This window comes from Streptococcus sp. 27098_8_12 (assembly GCF_041432115.1).
Classification (GTDB): Bacteria; Bacillota; Bacilli; order Lactobacillales; family Streptococcaceae; genus Streptococcus; species Streptococcus parasanguinis_V.
The window spans coordinates 72,322-97,936 of the sequence record NZ_JAPVZA010000007.1 but is presented as its reverse complement, the minus strand read 5'-3'; the positions used below and the strand labels follow the sequence as shown (position 1 = coordinate 97,936).

The 25,615-nt window shown below is 44.4% G+C and carries 22 protein-coding genes and 2 pseudogenes; 10 read left to right on the top strand and 14 right to left on the bottom strand.

Going from position 1 to position 25,615, the window contains the following annotated elements; translation table 11 throughout:
• Positions 1–40: 40 nt before the first annotated feature.
• From nusB to uvrA, 7 genes are all read right to left on the bottom strand, one after another.
• Positions 41–472 carry a transcription antitermination factor NusB gene (gene nusB / locus O3629_RS04240; protein WP_003008602.1) on the bottom strand — a complete coding sequence of 144 codons (432 nt, stop codon included), beginning with the start codon at positions 470–472 and terminating at the stop codon, positions 41–43.
• Positions 465–854: an Asp23/Gls24 family envelope stress response protein gene (locus O3629_RS04235; protein WP_003005404.1), complete on the bottom strand. Its 390-nt coding sequence runs from the start codon at positions 852–854 to the stop codon at positions 465–467. Before O3629_RS04235 ends, nusB begins: the two co-directional genes overlap by 8 nt.
• Before the next feature lie 36 nt (positions 855–890).
• Entirely contained in the window at positions 891–1,451 is a 561-nt protein-coding gene (efp, locus tag O3629_RS04230) for an elongation factor P (protein ID WP_003005479.1), read from the bottom strand.
• Between the two features lie 165 nt (positions 1,452–1,616).
• Positions 1,617–2,723 carry an SPFH domain-containing protein gene (locus O3629_RS04225; protein WP_003008607.1) on the bottom strand — a complete coding sequence of 369 codons (1,107 nt, stop codon included), beginning with the start codon at positions 2,721–2,723 and terminating at the stop codon, positions 1,617–1,619.
• An 8-nt stretch (positions 2,724–2,731) separates the two neighbouring features.
• Positions 2,732–3,700, bottom strand: a complete 969-nt coding sequence (locus tag O3629_RS04220) for a TIM44-like domain-containing protein (RefSeq protein WP_049474082.1) — start codon at positions 3,698–3,700, stop codon at positions 2,732–2,734.
• Between the two features lie 56 nt (positions 3,701–3,756).
• Positions 3,757–4,824 carry a Xaa-Pro peptidase family protein gene (locus O3629_RS04215; RefSeq protein ID WP_049482983.1) on the bottom strand — a complete coding sequence of 356 codons (1,068 nt, stop codon included), beginning with the start codon at positions 4,822–4,824 and terminating at the stop codon, positions 3,757–3,759.
• A complete protein-coding gene (uvrA, locus tag O3629_RS04210; RefSeq protein ID WP_023919014.1) occupies positions 4,821–7,646 on the bottom strand; it encodes an excinuclease ABC subunit UvrA in 2,826 nt (941 codons plus the stop codon). The genes O3629_RS04215 and uvrA overlap by 4 nt, the downstream gene beginning before the upstream one ends.
• A gap of 121 nt (positions 7,647–7,767) precedes the next feature.
• Here uvrA and O3629_RS04205 point away from each other — a divergent pair, with 121 nt between their 5' ends.
• Together O3629_RS04205 and O3629_RS04200 are read left to right on the top strand one after the other, a co-directional pair.
• Positions 7,768–8,712 (top strand): magnesium transporter CorA family protein, encoded by a 945-nt coding sequence (locus O3629_RS04205; RefSeq protein WP_003005422.1) that lies wholly within the window; start codon positions 7,768–7,770, stop codon positions 8,710–8,712.
• A 27-nt stretch (positions 8,713–8,739) separates the two neighbouring features.
• Positions 8,740–9,417: a DUF1129 domain-containing protein gene (locus O3629_RS04200; protein WP_223344914.1), complete on the top strand. Its 678-nt coding sequence runs from the start codon at positions 8,740–8,742 to the stop codon at positions 9,415–9,417.
• A 34-nt stretch (positions 9,418–9,451) separates the two neighbouring features.
• On the opposite strand, the gene O3629_RS04195 is transcribed toward O3629_RS04200, so the two are convergent.
• From O3629_RS04195 to rpsF, 4 genes are all read right to left on the bottom strand, one after another.
• Positions 9,452–9,973: a GNAT family N-acetyltransferase gene (locus O3629_RS04195; protein WP_049523149.1), complete on the bottom strand. Its 522-nt coding sequence runs from the start codon at positions 9,971–9,973 to the stop codon at positions 9,452–9,454.
• Between the two features lie 307 nt (positions 9,974–10,280).
• On the bottom strand, positions 10,281–10,520 hold the full coding sequence (gene rpsR / locus O3629_RS04190) for a 30S ribosomal protein S18 (protein ID WP_000068664.1): 240 nt from the start codon (positions 10,518–10,520) through the stop codon (positions 10,281–10,283).
• Between the two features lie 41 nt (positions 10,521–10,561).
• Entirely contained in the window at positions 10,562–11,059 is a 498-nt protein-coding gene (locus tag O3629_RS04185; protein ID WP_003008622.1) for a single-stranded DNA-binding protein, read from the bottom strand.
• A 20-nt stretch (positions 11,060–11,079) separates the two neighbouring features.
• On the bottom strand, positions 11,080–11,370 hold the full coding sequence (gene rpsF, locus O3629_RS04180; RefSeq protein WP_003005040.1) for a 30S ribosomal protein S6: 291 nt from the start codon (positions 11,368–11,370) through the stop codon (positions 11,080–11,082).
• 303 nt (positions 11,371–11,673) lie between these two features.
• Between rpsF and O3629_RS04175 the strand changes: the two are divergent.
• The 3 genes and pseudogenes from O3629_RS04175 to O3629_RS04165 all read left to right on the top strand — a co-directional run.
• Positions 11,674–11,955, top strand: a pseudogene (locus O3629_RS04175) (glycosyltransferase); the annotation flags it as partial.
• Positions 11,946–12,551, top strand: a pseudogene (locus O3629_RS04170) (phosphodiester glycosidase family protein); the annotation flags it as partial. The pseudogenes O3629_RS04175 and O3629_RS04170, both read left to right, overlap by 10 nt.
• Positions 12,532–12,939, top strand: a complete 408-nt coding sequence (locus O3629_RS04165; RefSeq protein WP_049490889.1) for a hypothetical protein — start codon at positions 12,532–12,534, stop codon at positions 12,937–12,939. The pseudogene O3629_RS04170 and the gene O3629_RS04165, both read left to right, overlap by 20 nt.
• 66 nt (positions 12,940–13,005) lie before the next feature.
• Here O3629_RS04165 and O3629_RS04160 read toward each other — a convergent pair whose 3' ends face one another.
• The 3 genes from O3629_RS04160 to hutI form a co-directional block, all read right to left on the bottom strand.
• The gene (locus O3629_RS04160; protein WP_371608761.1) at positions 13,006–15,090 is read right to left on the bottom strand and encodes a 5'-nucleotidase C-terminal domain-containing protein; all 2,085 of its coding nucleotides are present in this window, start codon (positions 15,088–15,090) and stop codon (positions 13,006–13,008) included.
• A 388-nt stretch (positions 15,091–15,478) separates the two neighbouring features.
• Entirely contained in the window at positions 15,479–17,863 is a 2,385-nt protein-coding gene (locus tag O3629_RS04155) for a phosphoketolase (protein ID WP_371608760.1), read from the bottom strand.
• 291 nt (positions 17,864–18,154) lie between these two features.
• The gene (gene hutI, locus O3629_RS04150) at positions 18,155–19,402 is read right to left on the bottom strand and encodes an imidazolonepropionase (protein WP_371608759.1); all 1,248 of its coding nucleotides are present in this window, start codon (positions 19,400–19,402) and stop codon (positions 18,155–18,157) included.
• 199 nt (positions 19,403–19,601) lie between these two features.
• Here hutI and O3629_RS04145 point away from each other — a divergent pair, with 199 nt between their 5' ends.
• The 5 genes from O3629_RS04145 to O3629_RS04125 all read left to right on the top strand — a co-directional run bounded on the left by O3629_RS04145 (position 19,602) and on the right by O3629_RS04125 (position 25,609).
• A complete protein-coding gene (locus tag O3629_RS04145; protein ID WP_254727393.1) occupies positions 19,602–21,632 on the top strand; it encodes a urocanate hydratase in 2,031 nt (676 codons plus the stop codon).
• A gap of 82 nt (positions 21,633–21,714) precedes the next feature.
• Positions 21,715–22,614 carry a glutamate formimidoyltransferase gene (gene ftcD, locus O3629_RS04140; RefSeq protein ID WP_003008641.1) on the top strand — a complete coding sequence of 300 codons (900 nt, stop codon included), beginning with the start codon at positions 21,715–21,717 and terminating at the stop codon, positions 22,612–22,614.
• Positions 22,615–22,626: 12 nt separating this feature from the next.
• Positions 22,627–23,256 carry a cyclodeaminase/cyclohydrolase family protein gene (locus O3629_RS04135; protein WP_021153806.1) on the top strand — a complete coding sequence of 210 codons (630 nt, stop codon included), beginning with the start codon at positions 22,627–22,629 and terminating at the stop codon, positions 23,254–23,256.
• An 85-nt stretch (positions 23,257–23,341) separates the two neighbouring features.
• Positions 23,342–25,015, top strand: coding sequence for a formate--tetrahydrofolate ligase (locus tag O3629_RS04130; protein ID WP_371608758.1), 1,674 nt, complete (start codon positions 23,342–23,344; stop codon positions 25,013–25,015).
• A gap of 15 nt (positions 25,016–25,030) precedes the next feature.
• Positions 25,031–25,609, top strand: coding sequence for a HutD family protein (locus O3629_RS04125; RefSeq protein ID WP_371608757.1), 579 nt, complete (start codon positions 25,031–25,033; stop codon positions 25,607–25,609).
• Positions 25,610–25,615: the final 6 nt, after the last annotated feature.

The following is a 25,615-nucleotide window of genomic DNA, read 5'->3' as shown; positions in this document are numbered from 1 at the left end:
TATTTTTTACCAAAAAAAAGAGCCATCGGCTCTTTTTTAATTATTCTTCTGTCACAAATTGACTGAGGACACCGTTGACAAATCGTGAAGAGGTTTCATCTGAAAAGGCCTTGGCCAATTCCACCGCTTCATTGACTGCGACGATCTGTGGTGTATCAAACTCTGTCATTTCGTAAATTCCCAGACGAAGGATGTTTTTCTCTACCAAGGTCAAGCGCTCAACAGTCCAGCCGGTTTTCAAATGTTGACCGATTTGCTGGTCCAGTTGATCTTTGGATTGGTAGACACCCGTCACGAGATTCATGAGAAAGGCAGGAAGATCGACTTCTTTGTCTTCTGCTAGGTCCTTATCATGTAGATAAGCAAAACGACAAGCTTCAACAATGTCTCCATCGTATTCCAAGGCCATCAAGGCTTGGAAGGCGCGCTCACGCAAATCTCGACGTGATTCTAATAAAATTTCATCAGTCATTGAGGAAGTCCTCATTAAACAAATCTTTCAAGTCTGGTTTTGGAGATTTTTCCGTTGCGATACCAACAACGTGAATGTTGACAGCATCCAAGGTTACATCTGCCATATCATAAACTGCAGACTTGACCGCTTTTTGAATGGCTACAGCGACAGATGGTACAGCCACTCCGTATTCTAAATAGAGATAGATGTCTACTGAAACTTGACCATCTTCTTCTGTATGAAGGTAGACGCCACGTCCAAGGGAGCGTTTGGATAAGCTATCTGAAACACTCTTGTTTTCAAGCGAATAGACACCCTCTACTTTTGCTGTCGCAATCGCAATAATTTTTTCTAATACACGTGGTGCAATAACGATGTCACCAAATTGTTCAGTTGCCATAGAAGTTCCTTTCTATTTGACACCCTGAGATGTCTCTTATGCACGAGAAACGTAAGTTCCTTCAGTAGTGTTAATGACCAATTTTTGTCCAGCTTCGATGAAGTCAGGAACGTTTACGACCAAACCAGTTTCCATTGTAGCAGGTTTACCAGAACCAGTCACTGTAGCACCTTTGATAGATGGTTGAGTTTCTGCAACAGTTAATTCAACAGTTGTAGGAACTGTTACACCGATTACTTCGCTTCCGTAGAATTGAATTTTTACTTCTGAGTTTTCAAGGATGTAAAGCAATTCTTGTTCTACGTTCACAACTGGAATTTCATATTGGTCATATGTTTCCGTGTTCATGAAGTAGGCTGTATCATCCATTTTGTACAAGTATTGAGCTGGAACAGTTTCGATAATCGCTTGTTCAAATTTTTCTTCTGGACGGTAGCTAGTATCAAATGTTGAACCAGTACGGACATCACGCAATTTCATACGCATGATAGTGTTTCCTTTACCTGGTTTGTGGTGGCTAGCTTCCAAAACGCGGATCAATTTTCCGTCAGCTGTTTCAAAAGTCATACCAGCTTTCAATTTACTTGCTTCGATCATGTTTTATTACCTCTTTTTTAAAAATAGATTACTCTTTATTGTAACACACTATTTGATTTTTCTCAAACAGCAATTTTCTCTTTTTAGGAAGGCTAGAAGGCGGAGAGAGATTGTAGGAACGAGTCCTTAGAATCTCTACATTTCCACCACCAGCTTCACAATTCCTTATTGGTCTACAGGCACAATATTGCCATCAGCATCTTTGGTGACATGGACATATTTTCCATCTACTTCAATGTAGAAGGTATGAGGCTTGTCTTGAGCTGGAGAGGCTTGCTTTTGAAGGTCATTGCCAAGTGCTTGACCCAAGTTCATCCCCATAATCATGTTCATGCCATTGCCACCTTCATTTTTAGCAGCTGCGACCAAGGCCTCATTGCGAGCACGACGCTCTTCGATTTCAATGGTATTGTACTTCATCGCTGCCAATTCACTGTCCAGTTTATTGACCTTGGCCATACTGTCTGCATCGTAGCTCAAATCTTCGATGAGGACATTGGTTAATTCGATACCATATAATTCTGTCCACGTTTTGTTGACTTCGCGTTTTGCAACTTCATTGAAGACATCTTGGTCCGCATTGATATTGTAGATGTCTGCCTTATTTTCAGCCGTATATTTTGAAATGGCCACTGCAATTTTTGGTGCTAGATTTTGGCGCAAGGTTCCCTGAGCCACATCTTCCAAGGTAAATGGCTTATCTGCAGTGATTTGACGACTGACTGCACTGATGTAAAAGAGTACAGGATCTGCCACTTTAACATCATAAAGACCATAAAAACGAATGCTAAGAAGTTGTTGGTAACGGTCGCTAAAGTACTCAACTGGATTTTGAGTGCCAAATTTATTTCCTGTAAAAGGTTGCATCCGCACAAAAATAATTTCTTGTTGGGTGACCACTTGGCCTCCAAATGAGAAACGATTCTTGAACTGATCCCACGTTCCTTTCACACCACCCTTTTCAAACAACCAGGCATTTTCACCGGCTTGCCATTCGTGACTCCCTGCTTCTAGAAGGTCTCCTAGAAACGTTCCATTATTGACCAAGAGAGCAACATAGCCTTGGGGAACAATGACAACAGAGCCATCTGTCAATAGACCCGTATTTTGGTTGCTCTGACGAGAGCGCCCATCTGGATCTTTGGTCAAGAGCTGTCCCTTAATGGCCAAAGCTGTTGCTGGAACAGCTTCCGGCAAGGTAATGGCTTCCTTAAATTTACTATCTTGAAAACTTGAAATGCCCGCTGAAAGGGCTGCTTTAATAAATCCCATACATTCTCCTATCTGTAGAATTCAATTTCATCCACAACTTCGTAGACATCCAACACCCAATCTTTTGGATTGTGCTTCAAGGATGCTTGGCAATATTCACACTTGTCGATTGAATCGATCGTTAGTGGCGCACCACAGTTCGGACAGTGATCACTAACGACTTCTGAATTCTTAATGATCTCTGTCTGGGCTCCATGTTCACGGAGGAAGACCATGCGGTAAACGGTAAAGAGATCTTTGGTTGGATCCCCTTCGATCACACGACCCGTTTCATCATTTCGAATGTAATCTCTCATCGTCGAAGACAGAATGACTTCAATGCGGTCATTGCCTTCTGGATTTTCGATAAAGTCTTTGATCTTCGAATCTTCCACACATACGCGCTCTAGAACATTGGTTGTTTTGGCACGAATATGCTCTTGTAACTGCGTCAAGTGCTGCTCATAAAGACTCGTACTTTCTAAGTTCCGCACAGAATTCCAATCTTTTTCTGTCCAGGCAGACTGCAATTGAAGATAAACCAGCTTAACTTGCGACAAGAAGCGGTCTTCATCAAACATTGGATCCAGTTTACGGATGCGGCGAATCGCTTCATAGTTGTTCTCAATTGGTCGACCCGCCCGTTCTTCGGTTGTCCGTTTTGGACCACTATTTGAATAGGACGAATCATCACTCTCATTAGCCTCTTTTGCAATATTATAGACAAATCCAATCAATCCAATGATGGCGACAACTGCTACCGCCCCACCAGAGTCTGATCCAGAACTAGAACTGTAGCTACTGGATCCACCAGACCAGCTACTGCCACCAGACCAGCTACTTCCCCCTCCAGACCAGCTACTACCACCACCACCGCCAGAATGAATAGTGCTACTACCACCACTATGCGTATTGCCGACACCAGCATGAGCAGAAGGAGCAAATGCAAATAGAAGGGCTACTAGAAGAATTCCCAATACTAAAATTCGTTTTTTCATAGGCCTCATTTCTTATCTTTGTTTGTTACACAGGGGTTAAGAAAATACTGTCTATTTTATAGGACAATCAATTCTTTAGGAGCAAGAGTCAAGACTTCACAGCCAGTTTCTGTAATCAAGAGGTCATCTTCGATCCGCACGCCAGAGAGACCTTCGATATAAATACCTGGCTCATCTGTTAAGACCATACCTGCTTGAATCGCTTCTTTAGACGTTTGGCTGAAGTATGGTTCTTCGTGGATATCTAGCCCAATTCCATGACCGATTCCATGAGTAAAGTATTGACCATAGCCGGCTGCCTCGATCACATCACGTGGGATTTTATCAAAATCACGGAAGCCAAGTCCATCTTTAGCAGCATCAATCAAGGCTTGATTGGCTTTCAAAACGGTTTCGTAAATCTCTCTTTCCTTGTCGCTGACATGTCCTGCATAGATTGTCCGTGTCATATCGCTAACATAGTGATTATACAAGCAACCAAAATCAAGGGTCAAGGCATCTCCTGCTGAAATGACCCGATCACTTGGAGTCGCATGAGGCATGGCAGAGCGTTCACCAGCTGCTGAGATAATATCAAAAGATACACCAGAAGCTCCTAACTCCCGCATTCTAAAATCTAGGAAAGTCGCTGCTTCCAACTCTGTCGTTTTCCCTACCTTGATATAGTCTAAAATATCATGGAAGGCTTGGTCAGAGATGCTACAAGCTTTTTTAATCGCCGCAATCTCGGTCTCATCTTTAATCAAGCGCAATTCCATGACAAAGTTCGCTAGGGATTGAAGGCTAATACCACTGAAAACAGAAGCCATGCGGGCATGGTAGGCCACCGTCACTTCATCCTCAAAACCAAGTTCTTTGATTCCAAGGTCCTTAACGATCTCTGCAGCTGCAGTCAACTCATCGCGGGTTTCCACAATCTCTACAAAGGGGAAACAAGTCGCATGGGCATGGATGGTGTAGCGCGAATCTGTAAAGAGTACCACGCGTTCTTCTGTCACCAAAGCGGTCCCGTTTGAACCCCAGAAATTGGTTAAATAATAAACATTTTTCAAATTGTTAATCAATACCGCTTTGAGGTTTTGGGCTTTCATTTTGTTTCTTAAGTTGCTGATCCGTTGATTCATTGTAATTTTCCTTTCAAATATTGTCCTGTGTAGCTAGCAGGATTTGCTGCTACTTCTTCTGGTGTTCCGGTCGCAATAATGGTTCCACCACCGACACCGCCTTCTGGTCCTAAATCGATGATATGATCTGCTGTCTTAATAACATCTAAATTGTGCTCAATCACAAGGACTGTATTGCCATCATCCACAAAACGCTCTAAGACTTTGATCAAACGAGAAATGTCTTCGGTATGGAGTCCGGTCGTTGGTTCATCCAAGATATAGAAGGATTTTCCTGTAGAGCGCTTGTGCAATTCAGAAGCCAACTTCATCCGTTGCGCCTCCCCACCTGAAAGAGTAGTCGCTGGTTGGCCTAGTGTTACATAGCCCAAGCCCACATCTTGGATGGTCTTGAGTTTGCGTTCAATTTTTGGAATGTGCTTGAAGAATTCAACTGCCTTGTTGACCGTCATATCCAGCACTTCTGCAATATTTTTTTCCTTGTAGTGGACTTCAAGGGTCTCACTATTGTAACGACGTCCATGGCAGACCTCACAAGGAACGAAGACATCTGGCAAGAAGTGCATTTCAATCTTGATGATCCCATCTCCTGAGCAGGCTTCACAACGCCCGCCCTTGACATTGAAACTAAAGCGGCCTTTTTTATAGCCCCGAATTTTGGCTTCATTGGTCTGAGCAAAGAGATCACGAATGTCATCGAAGACGCCTGTATAGGTCGCTGGATTGGAACGAGGAGTCCGGCCAATCGGGCTTTGATCAATGTCGATCAAGCGATCGATATGCTCAATCCCCTGAATGGTCTTGTATTTCCCTGGTTTTTCCGAATTGCGGTTGAGCTTTTGAGCGATGGCTTTTTTCAAGATGCCATTAATCAAGGTCGATTTCCCAGAACCGGAAACTCCAGTGACTGCGATAAATTTGCCCAGAGGAAAGCGCGCTGTGATGTCTTGTAAGTTATTCTCACTGGCTCCTGTTATTTCAATAGAGCGACCATTCCCCGAACGGCGCTCTGTCGGAACCGGAATCTTGCGCTTGCCGGACAAATACTGGCCAGTGATGGATTTGCTGTTGCGTGCTACCTGCTTTGGAGTTCCTGCTGCAACGATCTCTCCCCCAAAGACACCGGCACCTGGGCCGACGTCGATCAGGTAGTCTGCCTCTCTCATGGTATCTTCATCATGTTCGACGACGATCAAGGTGTTGCCTAAATCGCGCATCTTCTTGAGACTGGCGATCAGGCGGTCATTGTCCCTTTGGTGGAGGCCGATAGACGGCTCATCCAAGATGTAAAGGACACCAGAGAGGTTGGAACCGATCTGGGTTGCCAAGCGAATGCGCTGGCTTTCTCCACCTGATAAGGTCCCAGCAGATCGTGACAAGGTCAAGTAATTGAGCCCCACATTGTTTAAGAAGGTCAAGCGATCCTTGATCTCTTTTAGGATCGGTCTTGCAATCGTAGCTTCATTGTCTGTTAAGATCAACTGATCTACGGCTTTTAAGTGGTCCGCAATCGATAGATCTGACACTTCCCCGATATGCATCCCCTTCTCCCCGCCGACACGAACAGAAAGAGCCTGGTCATTGAGGCGGTAGCCATGGCAGGTCGCACAGGTCAATTCGTTCATATAAGAGCGCATTTGATTACGGGTGAAATCACTATTGGTCTCACGGAAACGACGGTGAATGTTGTTTACGACCCCTTCAAAAGGAATTTCGATATCCCGAACTCCACCAAACTCATTTTCATAGTGGAAGTGGAATTCCTTCCCGTTTGAACCATAGAGGACCAAGTCCTTTTCTTCTTGAGAAAGATCGGAAAAAGGTCGGTCCATATCAACGCCAAAATGGATCATGGCCTGCTCCAACATCTGTGGATAGTAGTTGGAAGAGATAGGATTCCAAGGAGCGAGTGCTCCTTCGCGAAGGGTTAAGCGATCATCTGGCACCACCAAATCCAAGTCCACCTCTAGCTTAATCCCCAGCCCATCACAATCTGGACAAGATCCGAAAGGCGCATTGAAAGAAAAGAGGCGGGGCTCTAATTCAGGAACGGTAAAGCCACAGACTGGACAAGCATAATGCTCAGAAAAGAGCAATTCCTTGCCATCCATGGTATCAATCACCACATAACCATCCGCAATCCGAAGAGCTGCTTCAATCGAATCAAAGAGCCGCGAGCGGATGCCCTCTTTGATCACGATTCGGTCCACTACTACTTCAATCGTGTGCTGCTTGCTTTTAGACAGTTCTGGAACCTCTGTCACATCATAGATCTCACCATCGACCCTCACCCGGACATAGCCGTCTTTTTGCACCTTTTCAATGATATTCTTGTGCTGGCCTTTTTTCTTGCGAATAATGGGGGCTAGAATTTGCAGGCGTTGGCGCTCTGGTAATTCCAAGACTTGATCGACAATTTGCTCAACCGAAGAAGCTGTAATTGCTCCATGCCCATTGATACAATAAGGCGTCCCTACACGTGCATAGAGCAAGCGCAAGTAGTCATTGATCTCTGTTGCCGTCCCTACTGTAGAACGGGGGTTTTTACTGGTCGTTTTTTGGTCGATGGAAATAGCTGGACTCAAGCCGTCAATGGAGTCCACATCTGGTTTTTCCATATTTCCCAAGAACTGCCGGGCATAGGCCGATAAGCTCTCCACATAGCGGCGCTGGCCTTCTGCATAGAGGGTATCAAAGGCCAGACTGGACTTTCCAGAACCAGACAACCCCGTCACCACGACTAATTTGTCCCGTGGAATTTCCACGTCTATATTTTTTAAATTATGGGCGCGTGCCCCATGAATGACAATTTTATCTTGCATGTTCTTACTCTAATCACCTTTTTGTTAACCTCCATTATAACAAATTTTTTAGTATTCTTTTATCCAAAACCGTCCTTTTTCTGATATAATGTTAAGGTGTAAAAAAACAAGGGGAGGCACCATGAAACAGGTCTTTTTATCGACAACGACTGAATTTAAAGAAATAGAGACGCTGGAACCCGGTAGCTGGATCAACCTTGTTAACCCTTCTCAAAGTGAATCGATGGAAATCGCCTCTGCTTTTAATATCGATATTGCAGACTTGCGGGCACCACTCGATGCGGAAGAAATGTCCCGTATGACCATCGAAGATGAGTATACCTTGATCATCGTCGACGTTCCCATCAAGGAAGAGCGGAACAATCAGACCTACTACGTGACGATTCCGCTAGGAATTATCCTGACAGAAGAGGCTATTATCACGACTTGCTTGGAGAAATTACCACTTCTCGATATCTTTATCAACCGACGCTTGCGGAATTTCTATACCTTTATGCGGTCGCGCTTTATCTTTCAGATCCTCTATCGCAACGCTGAACTCTACTTGTCTGCGCTTCGTACCCTGGATCGCAAAAGCGAACAGATTGAAAGCCAATTGCACAAATCAACGCGTAATGAAGAGCTGATTGAGTTGATGGAGTTGGAAAAAACCATCGTCTACTTTAAGGCCTCTCTGAAAACCAATGAGCGCGTGATCAAGAAATTGACCAGTGCCACTAGTAACATCAAGAAATACCTAGAAGACGAGGATCTGTTGGAAGATACCTTGATCGAAACCCAGCAGGCCATCGAGATGGCAGATATTTATGGAAATATCCTGCACTCCATGACCGATACCTTCGCATCGATCATCTCCAACAACCAGAACAACATCATGAAGACCCTGGCTCTCGTCACCATTGTCATGTCCATTCCGACCATGATCTTTTCGGCCTACGGGATGAACTTCAAGGACAATGAGCTTCCGCTCAATGGCGAACCCCATGCCTTCTGGCTGATTATTTTCATCGCCTTTGCCCTGACCGGTTCTCTCGTCGTCTACCTCATCCATAAAAAATGGTTCTAACCAAACTTGTACATCAAAGGAGTAACTATGTCTCACACCGACCTTCATCAACTTAGTAAGAAAAATCAAGAATTTATCCGGATCGCCAAACACCAATTGCTTGAAAACGGAAAGACAGAGGAAGAAGCAGAAAGCCTCATCCAAGAAATTCTTCCCGCTATCCATGAAAACCAAGGAAAAGGAATTCCGGCACGGACCCTTTTTGGTGCTCCAACTGTTTGGGCGAATTCTTTCAGCGAGAAAGAACGCTATGAAAAAGAGCATCCGAAATTAAACGATGCTCCGTCTCTCATGATTTTGGATTCCTTCCTCTTTATCTTTGGTGTTTTTGCTGCGATTAGCGCCTTTATGAACTTGGTCGCACCGCGTCGTACTGGCTATGGGTTGATCACCTTGATTCTTGGAAGTTTGACAGGGGCCCTGCTCTTGTATCTCATGTACTACTTCTTCTATCAGTATATGGATGGCACAAAAGATCGCAGTGAGCGTCCTTCTCTTTGGAAATCCATGCCGATTCTTGTTGGAGTCATGTTCCTTTGGGTCATTGTCTTGTCCTTTACTTCCTTACTCCCACAGGTTCTCAACCCAACTATTCCAGATGTCCTCGCCATCGTTTTAGGAGCTTTAGCACTTGTCCTTCGCTTCTACCTTAAGAAACGCTTTAATATTAAAAGTTCGAGCACAGCACCCGCAACTCGACGCTAAAAAGAAACGGATGAAGTTTTCATCCGTTTTTGTTTTACTGTATTTCCCTGTTCAACCTTTTTGAAAAATATAGGACTAAGTCATCATTGTTTTCACAAGAACTGTAAGGGGCCAAGGGCTGATCCCTAAACCAAACTCCAGATCCATCTGGGATATAGCCCCGTTTGACATACAGTCTTTGAGCTGGGCCATAACCCGAGTGTAAACCAACCCCTAAAGTAACAATCTCTGATAGTAGCCGGACTCTTTTTTCTGCCTCCTCTAAGAGTTGATTCCCAATCCCTCGATTTCTAAATGGTTCAAAAACATTAAAATCAGATAGTTCAGGATAGACTCCCACGAAAGGGCCGTGCTTGGCAGCAGGCAATATAGTGATATAGCCTGCCACAAATCCATCCGACTCAGCTACTAATACGTCCCTCTCTCTATTCTCCTGCTCCTGAAAATAGCTAGTCAAGATATCCTCTCTACCCGGCCACCCTTGGTGGATAAAAGCTTGAGAGATGTGCTCAATATCTGCCTTTATCATCCTCCTGATGATTACACCTTCCTTCATAGTTCCCTCCTTGATACCTTTCTCCCCTCATTATAGCATAATCAGAGCTTGGGAAAGGTCAAAGAGCTTCACACGGACCTAACACACTATCACATTTCTATGCTCGCAAAAAAAGATCCAAAGGGTCTGAAAAAGAGGTCCACTGGACCTCAACTCGCTCTTACATTTCCACGCTCATGAAAAAAAGACCCGTTAGGGTCTTACTCGCTTTTTTTATTTTCAAGCTCGTGAAAAAAAGACCCGTTAGGGTCTTACTCGCTTTTTTTATTTTCAAGCTCGTGAAAAAGAGGTCCACTGGACCTCTTTTTTAATCTTCGTTTACGAAAGGCATCAAAGCCATTACGCGAGCGCGTTTGATAGCTGTTGTTACTTTACGTTGGTTCTTCGCTGAAGTTCCAGTTACACGACGAGGAAGGATTTTCCCACGTTCTGAAACGAAACGGCTAAGAAGCTCAGTATCTTTGTAATCGACATATTCGATTTTGTTTGCTGCGATGTAATCAACTTTTTTACGGCGTTTGAATCCGCCACGACGTTGTTGAGCCATGTTTAATTCTCCTTTATAGTTTTAATTCGTTAAACCCATTCTTAGAATGGAAGATCGTCGTCTGAGATATCCATTGGATTAGCTCCAAATGGATTTTCTTCACGACCAAAGTTTGGCGCTGCATTGCTTGGTTCAGATCCACCAAAGCTTGGGGTTGCATTTCCAGCAAAACCACCGTTGCCTGATGAATAGCCACCACCTGCATGCCCTTCGCGTGCTGCACGGCTTTCCAATAGTTGGAAGCTGTCTGCTACGACTTCAGTGACATAAACACGTTGACCTTGCTGGTTTTCGTAATTACGTGTTTGAATGCGACCGGTAATCCCAATCAAAGCACCTTTCTTAGCCCAGTTGGCTAAGTTTTCTGCTTGCTGACGCCAGATCACACAGTTGATGAAATCGGCTTCGCGCTCTCCATTTTGACTCTTGAAGTTGCGGTTGACAGCTAGGCTGAAAGTAGCAACTGCTTGATTGCTTGGAGTGTAGCGAAGTTCAGCATCACGGGTCATACGACCGACAAGTACAACATTGTTAATCATAAGTCACCTCTGATGATTTCTTACGCGTCAACTTTTACGATCATGTGACGAAGAATGTCACCGTTGATTTTTGAAAGACGGTCGAACTCGTTAAGAGCTACAGCGTCGTTCGCTTCAACGTTTACGATGTGGTAAAGTCCTTCACGGAAATCTTGGATTTCGTATGCAAGACGACGTTTTTCCCAATCTTTTGATTCAACAACAGTTGCACCGTTGTCAGTCAAGATAGAATCGAAACGTGCTACCAAAGCGTTTTTAGCTTCTTCTTCAATGTTTGGACGAATAATATAAAGAATTTCGTATTTAGCCATTGATAATGTTCCTCCTTTTGGACTAATGACCCCCTGTCTTTGCAAGGGGTAAGTGAGGTTTACTCACAAGAAACTATTATACCAGACTTTTCGAACAAAGGCAAGAATTATCTTTAGGATTTAAAAAATGATTCTGGACGTCCCCTTCGAGAAAAAAGAAAGAAATGTCCTAAAAAATGACATTTTATAGAAGAAACCCCTCCCCTTCTTTCTCCTCTTTCCTTAAAGAAAACTGATATCAGTTAGCTTTAAGCTTGAGTCTTTATACTAGCTACAACAAATCTCAAGAAACGAGGAACGATTATGAATTATCTTATCATCCCCGCCTATCAACCGGATCTGAATCTTGTCAAACTGGTTCGCTTGGTCCATGCTAAGAGCGATCTCCACATCATCGTGGTCGACGATGGGAGTGACGCTGACAAGAAAGCGATTTTTGACAAATTGGACGGTCTTGCAACAGTCCTGACCCACGAGCACAACCAAGGAAAAGGACAAGCTCTCAAGACTGCTTATGCCTACATCCTAGAAAGAGGCACCTATGGAAGCATTGTTACAGCTGATGCAGACGGTCAGCACAAAATACTTACGGAACCAACGTGACTGCTAAGACCTCTGTCACAGCTGCCAACAACAGTGCCATTCTAGCAGTGAATGGTGACTATTACGGGGCTAACAGTACAGGATACGTCATCCGAAATGGAGTGGTCTACCGCGATACCGTTCGGGAAGATTCAAGCAATGGTGACCTAGCCATTTACAAGGATGGATCCTTCAAAATTATCTATGAAGATGAGATATCTGCAAATCAATTGGTCAAGGACGGGGTCGTCAATCTCCTCGCTTTCGGTCCTTCCTTAGTTGAAAATGGAGAAATTACTGTCGATACCAACTCAGAGGTCGGACAATCCATGGCATCAAATCCACGGACAGCGATTGGGATCATCGATGAAAACCACTACATTATCGTCGTGTCAGATGGACGGACTTCAGAAAGTGAAGGGCTATCTCTCTACCAATTAGCAGAAGTGATGAAGTCTTATGGCGTTAAAACAGCCTACAACCTGGACGGGGGTGGATCTTCTACACTTTACTTCAATGGCCAAGTTATGAACAAACCAACTACAAATGGTACTATTTCAGAAAGGGCGGTGAGTGACATTGTCTACATCGGTTACTAATCCTATTAAACAACGGTTGAAAAAAACGATTCTCTGGTACACTCTGATTTCAGCTTTCTTCTTTGTCGGAAGTCGCATCTATGAACACTTTAGTTTTGGCGAAACCTCTGCCTTCATGCACTACCTCTTCTTGATTCCTTTGATCGGTGGCGCCCTACTAGTGGCTCTACAGTTGATGGTGAAAGGCTTCTCTCGACTGAGTCTCAATCTTTGGAATTCAGGAGTGGCTACCCTAACAGCCGGAGCCCTCTACCGAGGGATTGTCAACCTCTCTGGTCGATCTACCACAATGGATCAACCCTATTATTACCTTGGAGTTGCCTTTCTAGCACTAGCTCTGATCAGCCTCTTCTTTGTCCGCAGTGTCTGGGTGGAGAAAACAGCCTAAGACATCAAAAACGTCCGTTTCTTAAAAGAACGGACGTTTTTTGGGGTAAGTTAACGGATGAACGACTTAGCCTTCACGTTTTTTGCTAGCTACAAATCCTGCTAAAGCTAGTGAGGTCATGCCAAAGAGGCTAAGGACGGTTGAAGCCAATTCATCTTGACCTGTTTTTGGAAGACCAGTTGCTGGTGTAGCAGCTACTTCGGCTTGACCACCCGTATGATAAGTGACAGCAACTGGTTTGTTTGTTGCCACTTCTTTTGTTTCGCTTGCAGCTGGTTGAGCTGGAGTTACTGGAGTTTCAGGTTGAGGAGTTGGGGTAACAGGAGACACTGGAGCTACAGGATGGACTGGATTTACAGGACTTACCGGATCAACTGGCGCTGGCTGTGGTTGTGGTTCTGGAGTAGGTGTTTCTTCTTCCACTTTTTCCACAAAGGTCTTGTTGCCCAAGATTGAAGCAGACAACTTCTTCCCTGCCTTATTCACATCTTGGATGTACTGGATAAAGACTTCTGTATCCGGATTGATAGCCCCGATCAATTTGGTATCACGGAAGACTGAGAAGCCATCTCCACCCCCATACAAGAAGTCGTTGATAATTGCCTTGTAGGTCTTGTTGCGATCAATTTCAGTTCCGTCTGCCTTGTAAGCTTTCACGACCTTATATGGATTTTCTTCTGTTGCATCAGCTGGTTTTGTATAGGTGTACTTGATCCCTGCCATTTGCAAGAAGTAGAGTTCTTTCTCATCATACTGTTGGTCCAAAGCTTTATAAATTTGGTCTCCGGTAATTTCGACTACTTGAAGGATATTTCCAAATGGTTGCACTGCTTGAGCTGCACCCCAAGTGACTGTTCCGTCTGGTTTCACCACGAGGTCTGCACGAATTCCTCCATTATTGGTGAAGGCAAAGTCAACATCTGGATAACCTGATTTTTTAGCAATATCCAATTGGGCGGCTGTGACCAAATCTCCAACAGCACTTTCTTTTTGTGCATTCAATTCACGGGTAATATTTTCAGCCTTGTCTGCTGTACCGATTTTTGCTTCTGTTACTTTTTTAACCGTCGCATTGGCATCATCGATGATCGCTTGAACCTTGGCATCTTTTGCTTTGCCTTTCGATGGATCTACCGCAATAATTTTAGCAGTTGGAGCTTTAACAAAGTCAGCTGTATCTGTATCTAGGACTCCACGAACATCAGAGTAAGCTTTCCCTTGAGAAGTACCTTGAACGATCAAGGTATTTCCAACCATCCCGTTTGTATATTGGTGGTTGTGGCCTGCAAAGACGATATCCACTGAGTTTTCAGGATAGATTTGGTTTAATTTTTTGATCATGTCTGCAGCAGGACCTTCTGCTACACCATTCTTACTAGTGGCAGCAACGTGGGCCAAGACAGCGATGGCATGAACACCTTGGTCATTTAATTCACGCGCATATTTAGCAATCGATTCTGCTTCATCCAAAACGCGGTATTGTTCATGATTTTTACGCAAAACAAGATTTGGGAATTCTGTCGTAACAACCCCGATAAATCCGACCTTAACGGTCTTGTCATTGACTGGGATTTCTTTGATGGTATAAGGTTTCCAGTCAAATGGGATTTTATTGGTATCTTTGTCGACCAAGTTGGCAATCACGACTTCTTGTTTAGAAGCTTCATGAGGATATTCATCGACGATCTTATTGAATTGACCAGGTGTTGGGGCTTCTCCCTTCATGATCCGGTTGAATTCACCAAGTCCTTCGTCAAACTCGTGATTACCAAGGGTTCCGTATTCAAAGTTCATTTCATTGAAGACTTTTACAGTTGGTTCATCTTGAAGGAGGGCAGAATTGGCTGGACTAGCTCCGACCATATCTCCAGCTTGCACACGGATGCTGGCATTTGGCGTTCCGGCATTCTCCGTTTCAAAGTCTTTTTGCGAATCGTTCAAATAGGTTGCCAAAAGTGGGGCTGTTCCTGCGTTTTTCACAGTTTCGCCTTCTAAACGAGCTGTTCCTGTTTGTTCCAAGGCACCGTGGAAGTCATTGACGCCCATGAACTGCACGGGCAATTCGTCTGCAAAAACGCTATTGATCGCAAAAACACTAAGACCCGCAGCGACCGCTAGGATACTGCTTTTCAAGATAATTTTTTTCTTCATAGAATACTCCATTTTCTAATGTAGGACACTTCTCCAAAAAGGAGAACGCAGAACAGTTGATTGCTGAAATCAGCTCTTCCATTTTACTATTTTTTCGGTTTTACTTCAATATTTTCCTGTAAACTCTTACAATTTTATTGGAAAACGCTTGATTTCCGAACATCTATTTTCAGTCTCTTCCTTTTGTTACTTGCTGTTCCTCACAAAAGAGGCTGGGACAAAAGTCCTAGCCTCTCAATTATTTTTGGATTGTCGAGCAAGACGCAGTGGTTGAGTGGGCTCTACTACGCTGATTTCATCAGCTTTTACAGCCCTACTCAACTGTGCGGAGGTGGGACGACGAAATCGAATTCTAACGAATTACCGATTTCTGTCCCACTCTCTTTTCTTATTTATTCACGTTTTCCCATTTCCAGTTTTGAACTTCTGGAATGTCGTCTCCGTTTTCACGGATGTAGTCATGGTGGAAGGCGATTGTTTCGTCCATTTGAGCTGCGAATTCAGCTGCTTCTGGTCCAAGAGCTGCATTAGCTGCATCTTGTGCCAAGTGGAAGCGATCCAACTCAGACATCACACGCATATCAAATGGTGTGGTGATATCTCCGTTTTCACGGTAACCATGTACACGAAGGTTATGGTTGTGACGGTTGAAGAAGATATCACGAATCATGCCTTCGTAACCATGGAAGGCAAAGATGACTGGTTTATCAGTTGTGAAGACTTTGTCGAACTCTTCATCTGAAAGTCCACGCGCATCAACGGATGGGTGACGCAATTTCAAGATATCGATAACGTTAACAAAGCGGATCTTCAATTCTGGGAAGGTCTTGTGCAAGATTGTGATGGCTGCAAGAGCTTCTAAGTTTGGCTCTGTACCTGCAGCGGCAATAACAAGATCTGGCTCTTCATCTGCTGAAACAGTTGATGCCCAATCGATCACCTTGTATCCTTCACGAACCAATTCTTCTGCTTCAGCTGCTGAATAGAATTGAGGACGTGGGTGTTTAGAAGAAACAATCAAGTTGATCACATCTTCTCCCTTGAAGGCTTCATCCATCACTGCAAGCAAGCTATTGGTATCTGCTGGCAAGTACTCACGGATGTATTCAGGAGTTTTCTCAGCCAAGTGAGTCAAGATACCTGGATCTTGGTGAGTGTAACCATTGTGGTCTTGTTGGAAGACAGTTGAAGTTGCAATCAAGTTCAAGGCTGGGTAGTTTTTACGCCATGTTGTATGGGTCTTAGACTTACGCAACCATTTGAAGTGTTGAGTGATCATAGAATCTACAACACGAAGGAAGGATTCGTAAGAAGCGAAGAAGCCATGACGACCTGTCAAGACATATCCTTCAAGCATACCTTCTGCTTGGTGCTCTGACAATTGAGAGTCAATGACACGACCAGCAGGGCTCAAGGCTTCATCGTAGTCTGGTTTCATACGTCCTAACCATTGACGGCTTGTACGAGTGAAGACTTCTTGAAGACGGTTTGATTTGGTTTCGTCTGGACCAAAGATACGGAAGTTATCTGGGTTCGCATCTACCAAGTCTGCCGCATACTTACCAAATTCAATCATGTCTTGAGCCATGATTTCACCTGGTGTGTTGAATTGAAGGGCATGTTTCTTCCAATCAGCTGTGTTCATTGGTTTGATCACACCAGCATTTGTGATTGGGTTCATCGCCATGCGACGGTCACCTTTTGGTGCAATTTCCGCAATTTCAGGAACTAGTTTACCAGTTTCGTCGAACAATTCAGCTGGACGGTAAGATTCCAACCATGAAAGAAGGGCATCAACATGCTCCATGTGGTGAGCATCTACTGGGATTGGCACTTGGTGCGCACGGAATCCACCTTCGATTGGTGTTCCTTCCCATGCTTTTGGACCAGTCCAACCTTTAGGAATACGAGCAATCAAGACAGGGTATACTGGTTGAGTTGCTTCTTCAGCAGAACCTTTACGAGCTTCTGCTTGGACTTTCTTGATTTCTTCAATTGCTTCGTCCAATTTTTCAGCAAACAAAGCGTGTGCAGCTTCGTGGTCTTCTGAAATTGCAGTAACATTCGCAAAGATTGGTTTCCAACCAAGACCTTCAAAGAAGAGGGCCAATTCTTCGTCTGTTTTGCGCTCGAAGATGGTTGGGTTGTGGATCTTCCCACCATTGAGGTAGAAGATTGGAAGGATAGCCCCATCGTTGACTGGGTTCAAGAAGGTATTTGACAACCATCCTGCCATCAATGGACCTGTTTCTCCTTCACCGTCACCGATAACTGTAGCAGCAATCACATCTGGATTATCCAATACAGCACCTGCAGCGTGAGAAAGGGCATAACCAAGTTCTCCACCTTCGTGGATAGATCCTGGTGTTTCAGGCGCCGCGTGAGAAGCGATTCCTCCTGGGAATGAGAAGATCTTACACAAGTGTTTGAAACCTTCTTCATTTTGTGGGATGTTTGGATTTAATTCAGTATAAGAACCATCTAAGTATGAGTTCGATACCATTACTTGTCCACCGTGACCTGGTCCTTCAATATAGAACATATCCAAGTCGTATTTGTTGATGGCACGGTTCAAGTGAGCATAGATAAAGTTTTGCCCTGGTACAGTTCCCCAGTGTCCGATTGGGTGAGCTTTCAAGTCATTTTCAACGACTTCGCGCTTCAACAATGGGTTATCTTTCAAGTACATTTGAGCAGCTGAAATGTAGTTGGCTGCACGCCACCAAGCGTCTACTTTATCCAAGTAAGCTTTGCTGTTATAATCGACAGTCATCTTGTCTCCTCACAATTTCTAGACAGGTCTGTTGAACAACCTGTTCGTTTGATCAATAGTTTAAACAATCTGTTTTCACGTCAAACAGATGATATTGAAGAAAATATTCAATATTACCTCTATTCTATCAAGAATTTCCCTTTTTGTACATCAGAAAGTAAGAAAAATATTCTTTGAACGTCAAATTTTAATTTCCCACTAAAGTGGTCCTATTCCCTACAGGGATACGTTTTAAAAAAAGACTTCGCTGATTTTTACAAACCAGCAAAGTCCCAAATGAAATGGAGTCGGTTAAATGACTTTTTGACCTTTCTTGTAGACATCTGTCACGAGATTTGTCGCAAAGAAATAGAAGAGATAATCTAGATTTGGTGCATCAAAGATGGTAATGTCAGCCTGTTTGCCAACATCGAAAGAGCCGATTGTTTTAGCACGATCAACTGAATAGGCTGCATTGATGGTCACCGCATTGAGAATTTCTACTGGAGTTAGGCGCATCATGAAGCAACCCAGATGCATGGCAAACTGGAGATTGGCTGTCGGACAAGACCCTGGGTTGCTGTCCGTTGTTAGGGTGATGGCCATCCCAGCGTCCAACATCTTACGAGCCGGTGCATAGGTATCTTCCATGAGGCTGAAGGTTGTAGCTGGCAATAGATTTCCAATCACTTTTGCTGCAGCTAATTTTTGAATGCCTTCATCCGTAATCACCATCAAGTGTTCTGCGCTGGTAGATTCCAATTCAGCCGCCACATCAACACCACCAATGGACTCGATCTCATCGGCATGGATCCGTAGCTTGAAGCCCATCTCCTTAGCTTTTGAAAGCAGATAGCGAGATTCATCTGCTGTAAAGACACCTTTTTCACAGAAGATATCACAGAACTCAGCTAGCTTTTCTTCCTTCACTTTGGGAAGCATTTGCTCCACAATGAGATCTAAATATTCTTGGGAACGGCCCTTGTATTCTGTGGGAATCGCATGGGCTGCCATAAAGGTTGATACCAGATCAATTTCATGGTCACGGTCCAAGGCAGCTACTACATCTAGTTGGCGTTTTTCAGTTTCCCAATCTAAACCATAGCCACTCTTAGCTTCAACAGTAGTCACCCCATGACGCAACATGTAATCCAACAGTCGTTTGGACTTGTCATAGAGATTGTCAAAAGAAGCTTCCCGTGTCGCCCGAACCGTGCTCAGAATTCCACCGCCTTGAGCGAGGATGTCTAAGTAAGAAACACCTGCTAACTTTTTCGCAAATTCATGTTCACGACTGCCTCCATAGACCAAGTGAGTGTGGCAGTCAATTAAACCAGGAGTCGCAACTTTTCCTTCACAGGATTTGACTTCCGTATGGTCATCGATCAGTTCTGGATCTGGTTGACCTGTCCCAACTGCAAGAATCTTTCCATCTTTAATGGCGATATAAGCATCGGAAAGAATTGTTGCCTCTGCCATCTCCTTGCCATAGAGAGGATGGCCTAGATCATTCGGACAAAACAATTGGTTAAAGTGGGTTAATAGGATATCAGCAGACATATGAAACATTCCTTTCTATTTCCATTGTTATTCATTTTACAATTCTACAGGAAAAGCGTCAAAAAAAAGTCAAAAAGTTTTTCCCTCATTTTTTTTTGCTTTATTAAAAATTATATTTTTTTTTGACTCTTTATTGACGTTTCTTCGATACAATAAAGAAAATATAAATTCACAGTCCAACTATAAGGAGGGTTCTGCTATGTCATTTATAGACGAGAAAGAAATTGCAGCTGCTATGTCTGTCAAACTTGACTTTGATGTCCTACCTGAAAAGGCGACTTTTCAAGAAGGCATCCGTCGAGCACCTGATAGAGGCTTCCGCTTAACGCAAGCTCAGACTGAAATTGCCCTTAAAAATGCTTTGCGTTACATTCCTAAAAAATTCCACCAAGAGTTGATTCCAGAATTTCTGGAAGAACTAAAAACTCGCGGTCGGATCTATGGCTATCGCTTCCGTCCAAAAGATCGCATCTATGGAAAACCAATCGATGAGTACAAAGGAAAATGCACAGCTGCTAAGGCTATGCAGGTCATGATTGACAACAACTTGAGCTTTGAAATTGCTCTTTATCCATATGAATTGGTCACTTATGGGGAAACAGGATCTGTCTGTGCCAACTGGATGCAGTACAACTTGATCAAGAAATACTTGGAAGTCATGACAGAAGACCAAACCTTGGTGGTTGAATCGGGTCACCCTCTTGGCCTCTTCAAATCGAAACCGGAAGCTCCTCGTGTCGTCATTACCAACGGTCTCTTGATCGGTGAGTATGACAACATGCGCGACTGGGAAATTGCTGAAGAAATGGGAGTGACCAACTACGGTCAGATGACGGCTGGTGGCTGGATGTACATTGGTCCTCAAGGAATCGTTCACGGTACTTTCAACACCCTTCTCAATGCCGGTCGTCTCAAACTCGGTGTGCCTGATGACGGCGACTTAACAGGTAAACTCTTCATTTCATCTGGTCTCGGTGGAATGAGCGGAGCTCAAGGGAAAGCAGCTGAAATCGCAAAAGCAGTTGCTATCGTTGCAGAAGTGGACCGCTCTCGGATCGAAACCCGTCACTCTCAAGGCTGGATTAGCCAAGTGACCAACAGTGCCGAAGAAGCTGTGAAATTGGCTCAAGCAGCACTGGAAGCTGGTGAATCCACTTCGATTGCCTACCATGGAAATATCGTAGACTTGCTCGAATATGTCAATGAACACAATGTCCACGTTCATCTCTTGTCTGACCAAACCTCTTGCCACAACGTTTATGATGGTGGCTATTGCCCAGTTGGCATTAGTTTTGAAGAACGGACACGTTTGCTGGCAGAAGACAAAGAAACCTTCCGCCGTTTGGTTGATGAAACCTTGGCTCGTCACTTTGCAGTGATCAAAGCCTTGACAGCTAAAGGTACCTACTTCTTCGACTACGGTAATGCCTTCATGAAATCTGTTTACGACTCAGGTATCAAGGAAATTTCTAAGAATGGCTTGGATGACAAGGATGGCTTCATTTGGCCATCTTATGTAGAAGATATCATGGGACCTATGCTCTTTGACTATGGTTATGGTCCATTCCGTTGGGTCTGCCTCAGCGGTAAACACGAAGACTTGATTGCAACTGACCATGCAGCCATGGAAGCGATCGATCCAACTCGTCGCTACCAAGACCGCGACAACTACAACTGGATTCGCGATGCGGAAAAGAACCAACTAGTCGTTGGTACACAAGCACGTATCCTCTATCAAGATTGCATGGGCCGTGTTAACATTGCATTGAAATTCAATGAACTCATTCGCCAAGGTAAGATCGGACCGGTCATGATCGGACGTGACCACCACGACGTATCTGGTACAGATGCTCCATTCCGTGAAACATCAAACATCAAGGATGGTTCGAACGTCACTTGCGATATGGCGGTTCAATGTTACGCTGGTAACGCTGCTCGCGGTATGAGTCTCGTTGCCCTCCACAACGGTGGTGGTACTGGTATCGGTAAAGCCATCAACGGTGGATTTGGTCTCGTCCTAGACGGTAGTCACCGGATCGATGAAATCATCAAGTCTGCCATTGCCTGGGACACTATGGGTGGGGTTGCTCGTCGGAACTGGGCACGGAATAACCATGCCATTGAAACAGCGATCGAGTACAACCGTCTCCATGCAGGAACAGACCACATCACCATTCCTTATCTGGCAGATGAAGATTTGGTCAAAGAAGCCGTTCAAAAATTGTTTTAACATCAAAAAATAAAAACTGAGAAAGGGGAGGAAATGCAAAGACTCCTCCTCCCCAACTTCTCCTATAAAAAGAGGTAATCATATGGCAAAAATTGTTGAGTGTATTCCAAACTTCTCTGAAGGACGCAATCAAGCTGTGATCGACGGATTAGCAGCCACAGCAAAAAGTATTCCAGGTGTTACGCTGCTGGACTACTCGTCTGATGCCAGCCACAACCGTAGCGTCTTTACACTCGTTGGGGATGAAGAAAGCATTCAAGAAGTGGCTTTCCAATTGGTGAAATACGCTTCTGAAAACATCGATATGACCAAGCACGAAGGCGAACACCCTCGTATGGGGGCAACAGACGTTTGTCCATTCGTTCCGGTTAAAGATATCACTACAGCTGAATGCGTTGAGATCGCTAATAAAGTGGCCGAACGCATCAATCGTGAGTTGGGTATTCCAATCTTCCTTTATGAAGATGCCGCAACTCGTCCAGAACGGAAGAACTTGGCAAAAGTGCGTAAAGGACAATTTGAAGGAATGCCAGAAAAATTATTGGAAGAAGACTGGAAGCCAGACTACGGTGAACGCAAGATTCACCCAACTGCAGGGGTTACAGCTGTCGGTGTCCGTATGCCACTCGTTGCTTTCAATATCAACCTTGACACAGACGACCTAGAGATTGCCAATAAGATTTCTAAAATCATTCGTGGATCAAGCGGTGGATACAAGTACTGTAAAGCGATCGGCGTCATGCTAGAAGATCGCAACATTGCCCAAGTCTCCATTAACATGGTCAACTTGGAACAATTCCCATTGTATCGTGTCGTTGAAACCGTTCGTTTCGAAGCGCAACGCTATGGTGTTCGCATCATCGGAACAGAACTCATTGGACTGGCTCCTGCTAAGGCTTTGATCGACTCTGCTGAATACTACTTACAATTAGAAGACTTTGACTACAGCAAACAAGTCTTGGAAAATCACTTGTTGGGTTAGAAAGGGAGTTCTATGAAACTAGTTGACTTAAGTATTACGGAGTTTGCCAAGGTTCTTGGTTCAGATGCTCCAGCTCCAGGTGGTGGTTCTGCTGCTGCCCTATCCGCTGCAAATGGGATTTCCCTTACAAAAATGGTCTGTGAACTGACCATTGGAAAGAAAAAATACGCTGAATTCGAAGACCACATCAAAGGGGTTCACGAAAAAAGCGCTCACCTCCAAGACCAATTACTAGAAGCCATCGACAAGGATACAGAAGCCTTCAACGTCGTATCAGCTGTCTTTGATCTTCCAAAAGAAACGGAAGAAGAGAAAGCTGCTCGTCGTGAAGCCATGCAAAAAGCTTTGAAACACGCAACAGTATCTCCTTTCTCTATGATGGAGCTCATCGTTGAAGCGCTTGAAACCACCAAAGAAGCTGTTGGCAAGTCCAACACCAATGCAGCTAGTGACCTAGGGGTAGCTGCTTTGAATCTTAAAGCTGGCCTTCAAGGGGCTTGGCTCAACGTCCTGATCAACATTTCAGGAATCAAGGACCAAGACTTTGTCCAAGAATACCACGGCAAGGGTCTCGAACTCCTCCAAACAGGCTCTGATCTTGCAGACAACATTTACCAAACCATTTTAGAAAGTCTATCTTAAACCTAGCAAACAAATATTATCTTAAACCTAGCAAACAAATATTATCTTAAACCTAGCAAACAAATATAAAGAAAGAAGGGATTCTATGGTTTTATCGGATATTGAAATTGCCAATTCTGTCCAAATGAAGCCCATCACCGATATCGCTGCTGAACTTGGATTGACCGAAGACGACATTTCGCTCTACGGAAAATACAAGGCCAAAATCGATAGCAACCAACTGGAACAACTCAAGGATAAGGAAGATGGAAAGCTGATCCTCGTGACAGCCATCTCTCCGACACCTGCTGGAGAAGGAAAGACAACCACCTCTGTCGGCTTAGTCGATGCCCTCTCAGCTATTGGTGAAAAAGCCGTCATTGCCCTGCGCGAACCTTCTCTTGGCCCTGTCTTTGGGATCAAGGGTGGAGCTGCCGGTGGTGGATACGCCCAAGTGGTTCCAATGGAAGATATCAACCTTCACTTTACCGGAGACTTCCATGCCATTGGGATTGCCAACAACCTGCTTGCAGCTTTGATTGACAACCACATTCACCATGGAAATGAGTTGGGCATCGATTCTCGTCGGATTACCTGGAAACGGGTGGTCGACATGAACGACCGCCAACTCCGTCATATTGTCGATGGTCTTCAAGGAAAAACAAACGGAGTTCCTCGTGAAGATGGCTTTGACATCACCGTGGCTTCTGAAATCATGGCCATTCTTTGTCTCTCAGAAAATATCCTTGATCTCAAAGAACGTCTTGATCGCATCATTATCGGGTACAACTACCAAGGACAACCGGTCACAGCCAAAGACCTCAAGGCTGGAGGGGCCATGGCAGCTGTCCTCAAAGATGCCATCCATCCAAACTTGGTGCAAACCTTGGAGCGTACTCCTGCCATCATCCACGGCGGACCATTTGCCAATATCGCCCATGGCTGCAACAGTGTGCTGGCTACTAAACTAGCCCTCAAATATGCAGACTATGTCGTGACAGAAGCTGGCTTCGGAGCAGACCTCGGTGCTGAAAAATTCATCGATATCAAGTGCCGTATGGCCGGGCTCAAACCTGCTGCCGTTGTCCTCGTCGCAACCATCCGTGCTCTCAAGATGCATGGTGGAGTTGCCAAGGCAGACTTGGCAACTGAAAATGTCCAAGCCGTTATCGATGGTCTACCAAATCTAGACAAACACTTGGCCAACATCCAAGAAGTCTATGGTCTACCTGTGGTCGTTGCCATCAACAAATTCCCACTGGATACAGAGGCAGAGCTAGAAGCTGTCTATGAATCTTGTAAGAGACGCAATGTAGATGTGGTCATCTCAGATGTCTGGGCACATGGTGGAGCTGGTGGTCGTGACTTGGCTGAAAAAGTCATTCAACTGGCTCAAGAAGAAAACCACTTCTCTTATGTCTATGACGAAGAAGACAGCATTGAAACAAAATTGACCAAGATCGTCACAAAAGTCTATGGTGGTAAAGGCATCAGCTTAACACCAGCAGCCAAACGCGAACTGAAAGAATTGGAAGCTCTTGGCTTCTCAAACTACCCAATCTGTATGGCCAAAACCCAATACTCCTTCTCAGATGATGCGAAGAAGATGGGAGCACCTAAAGACTTCACTGTTAAAATCAGTAACCTTAAGGTGGCTGCCGGAGCTGGCTTTATCGTAGCTCTCACCGGTACCATTATGACCATGCCTGGCCTACCAAAAGCACCTGCCAGTGAAAAGATTGATATCGATGCCCACGGCAATATCACTGGTCTCTTTTAAGAAAGAAGGCGTCCTATGGTGACTCTCCTTCATCTTACCCCCGCAGATTATCAAATTTCTACTTGGTCCGGTGGCCAAACCACCCAACTCTTTCTCTCCCCAGAGGGAGGAAGCTATCCAGATCGGACCTTTGACTTCCGCCTCTCTACTGCAACAGTAGAGGTTGAAAAAAGTAACTTTACCGATCTCACGGGCTACCACCGAATCTTGATGCCCTTAAATGCCTCCATTAGGCTCACCCATCACCATAAAGAAGTGGTTTTGAACCCCTTTCAAAGCTACTTCTTTGATGGGGGAGATCCTGTATCTAGCCAAGGGAATTGTCAAGACTTTAATTTGATTTACAAACCTTCTTATCAGGGGCATATGAGTGCTATATCCCCAAAAGAGAGTGTCAAAAGTCAGAGTCGCTATCAATTGATCTATGCTCTCTGTCCACTAACACTCAAATGGGGAACCAATCATTCTCAAACTCTCCAAACTCACGAGCTCCTGGTGATCGAACAAGCATCTCCTCTTCAAGAGATGACAATCACGTTTTTACCCCATCAGTCTGGGGAGCAACCGATTGCTATCTGGACTGGACTACAATAATGTTCA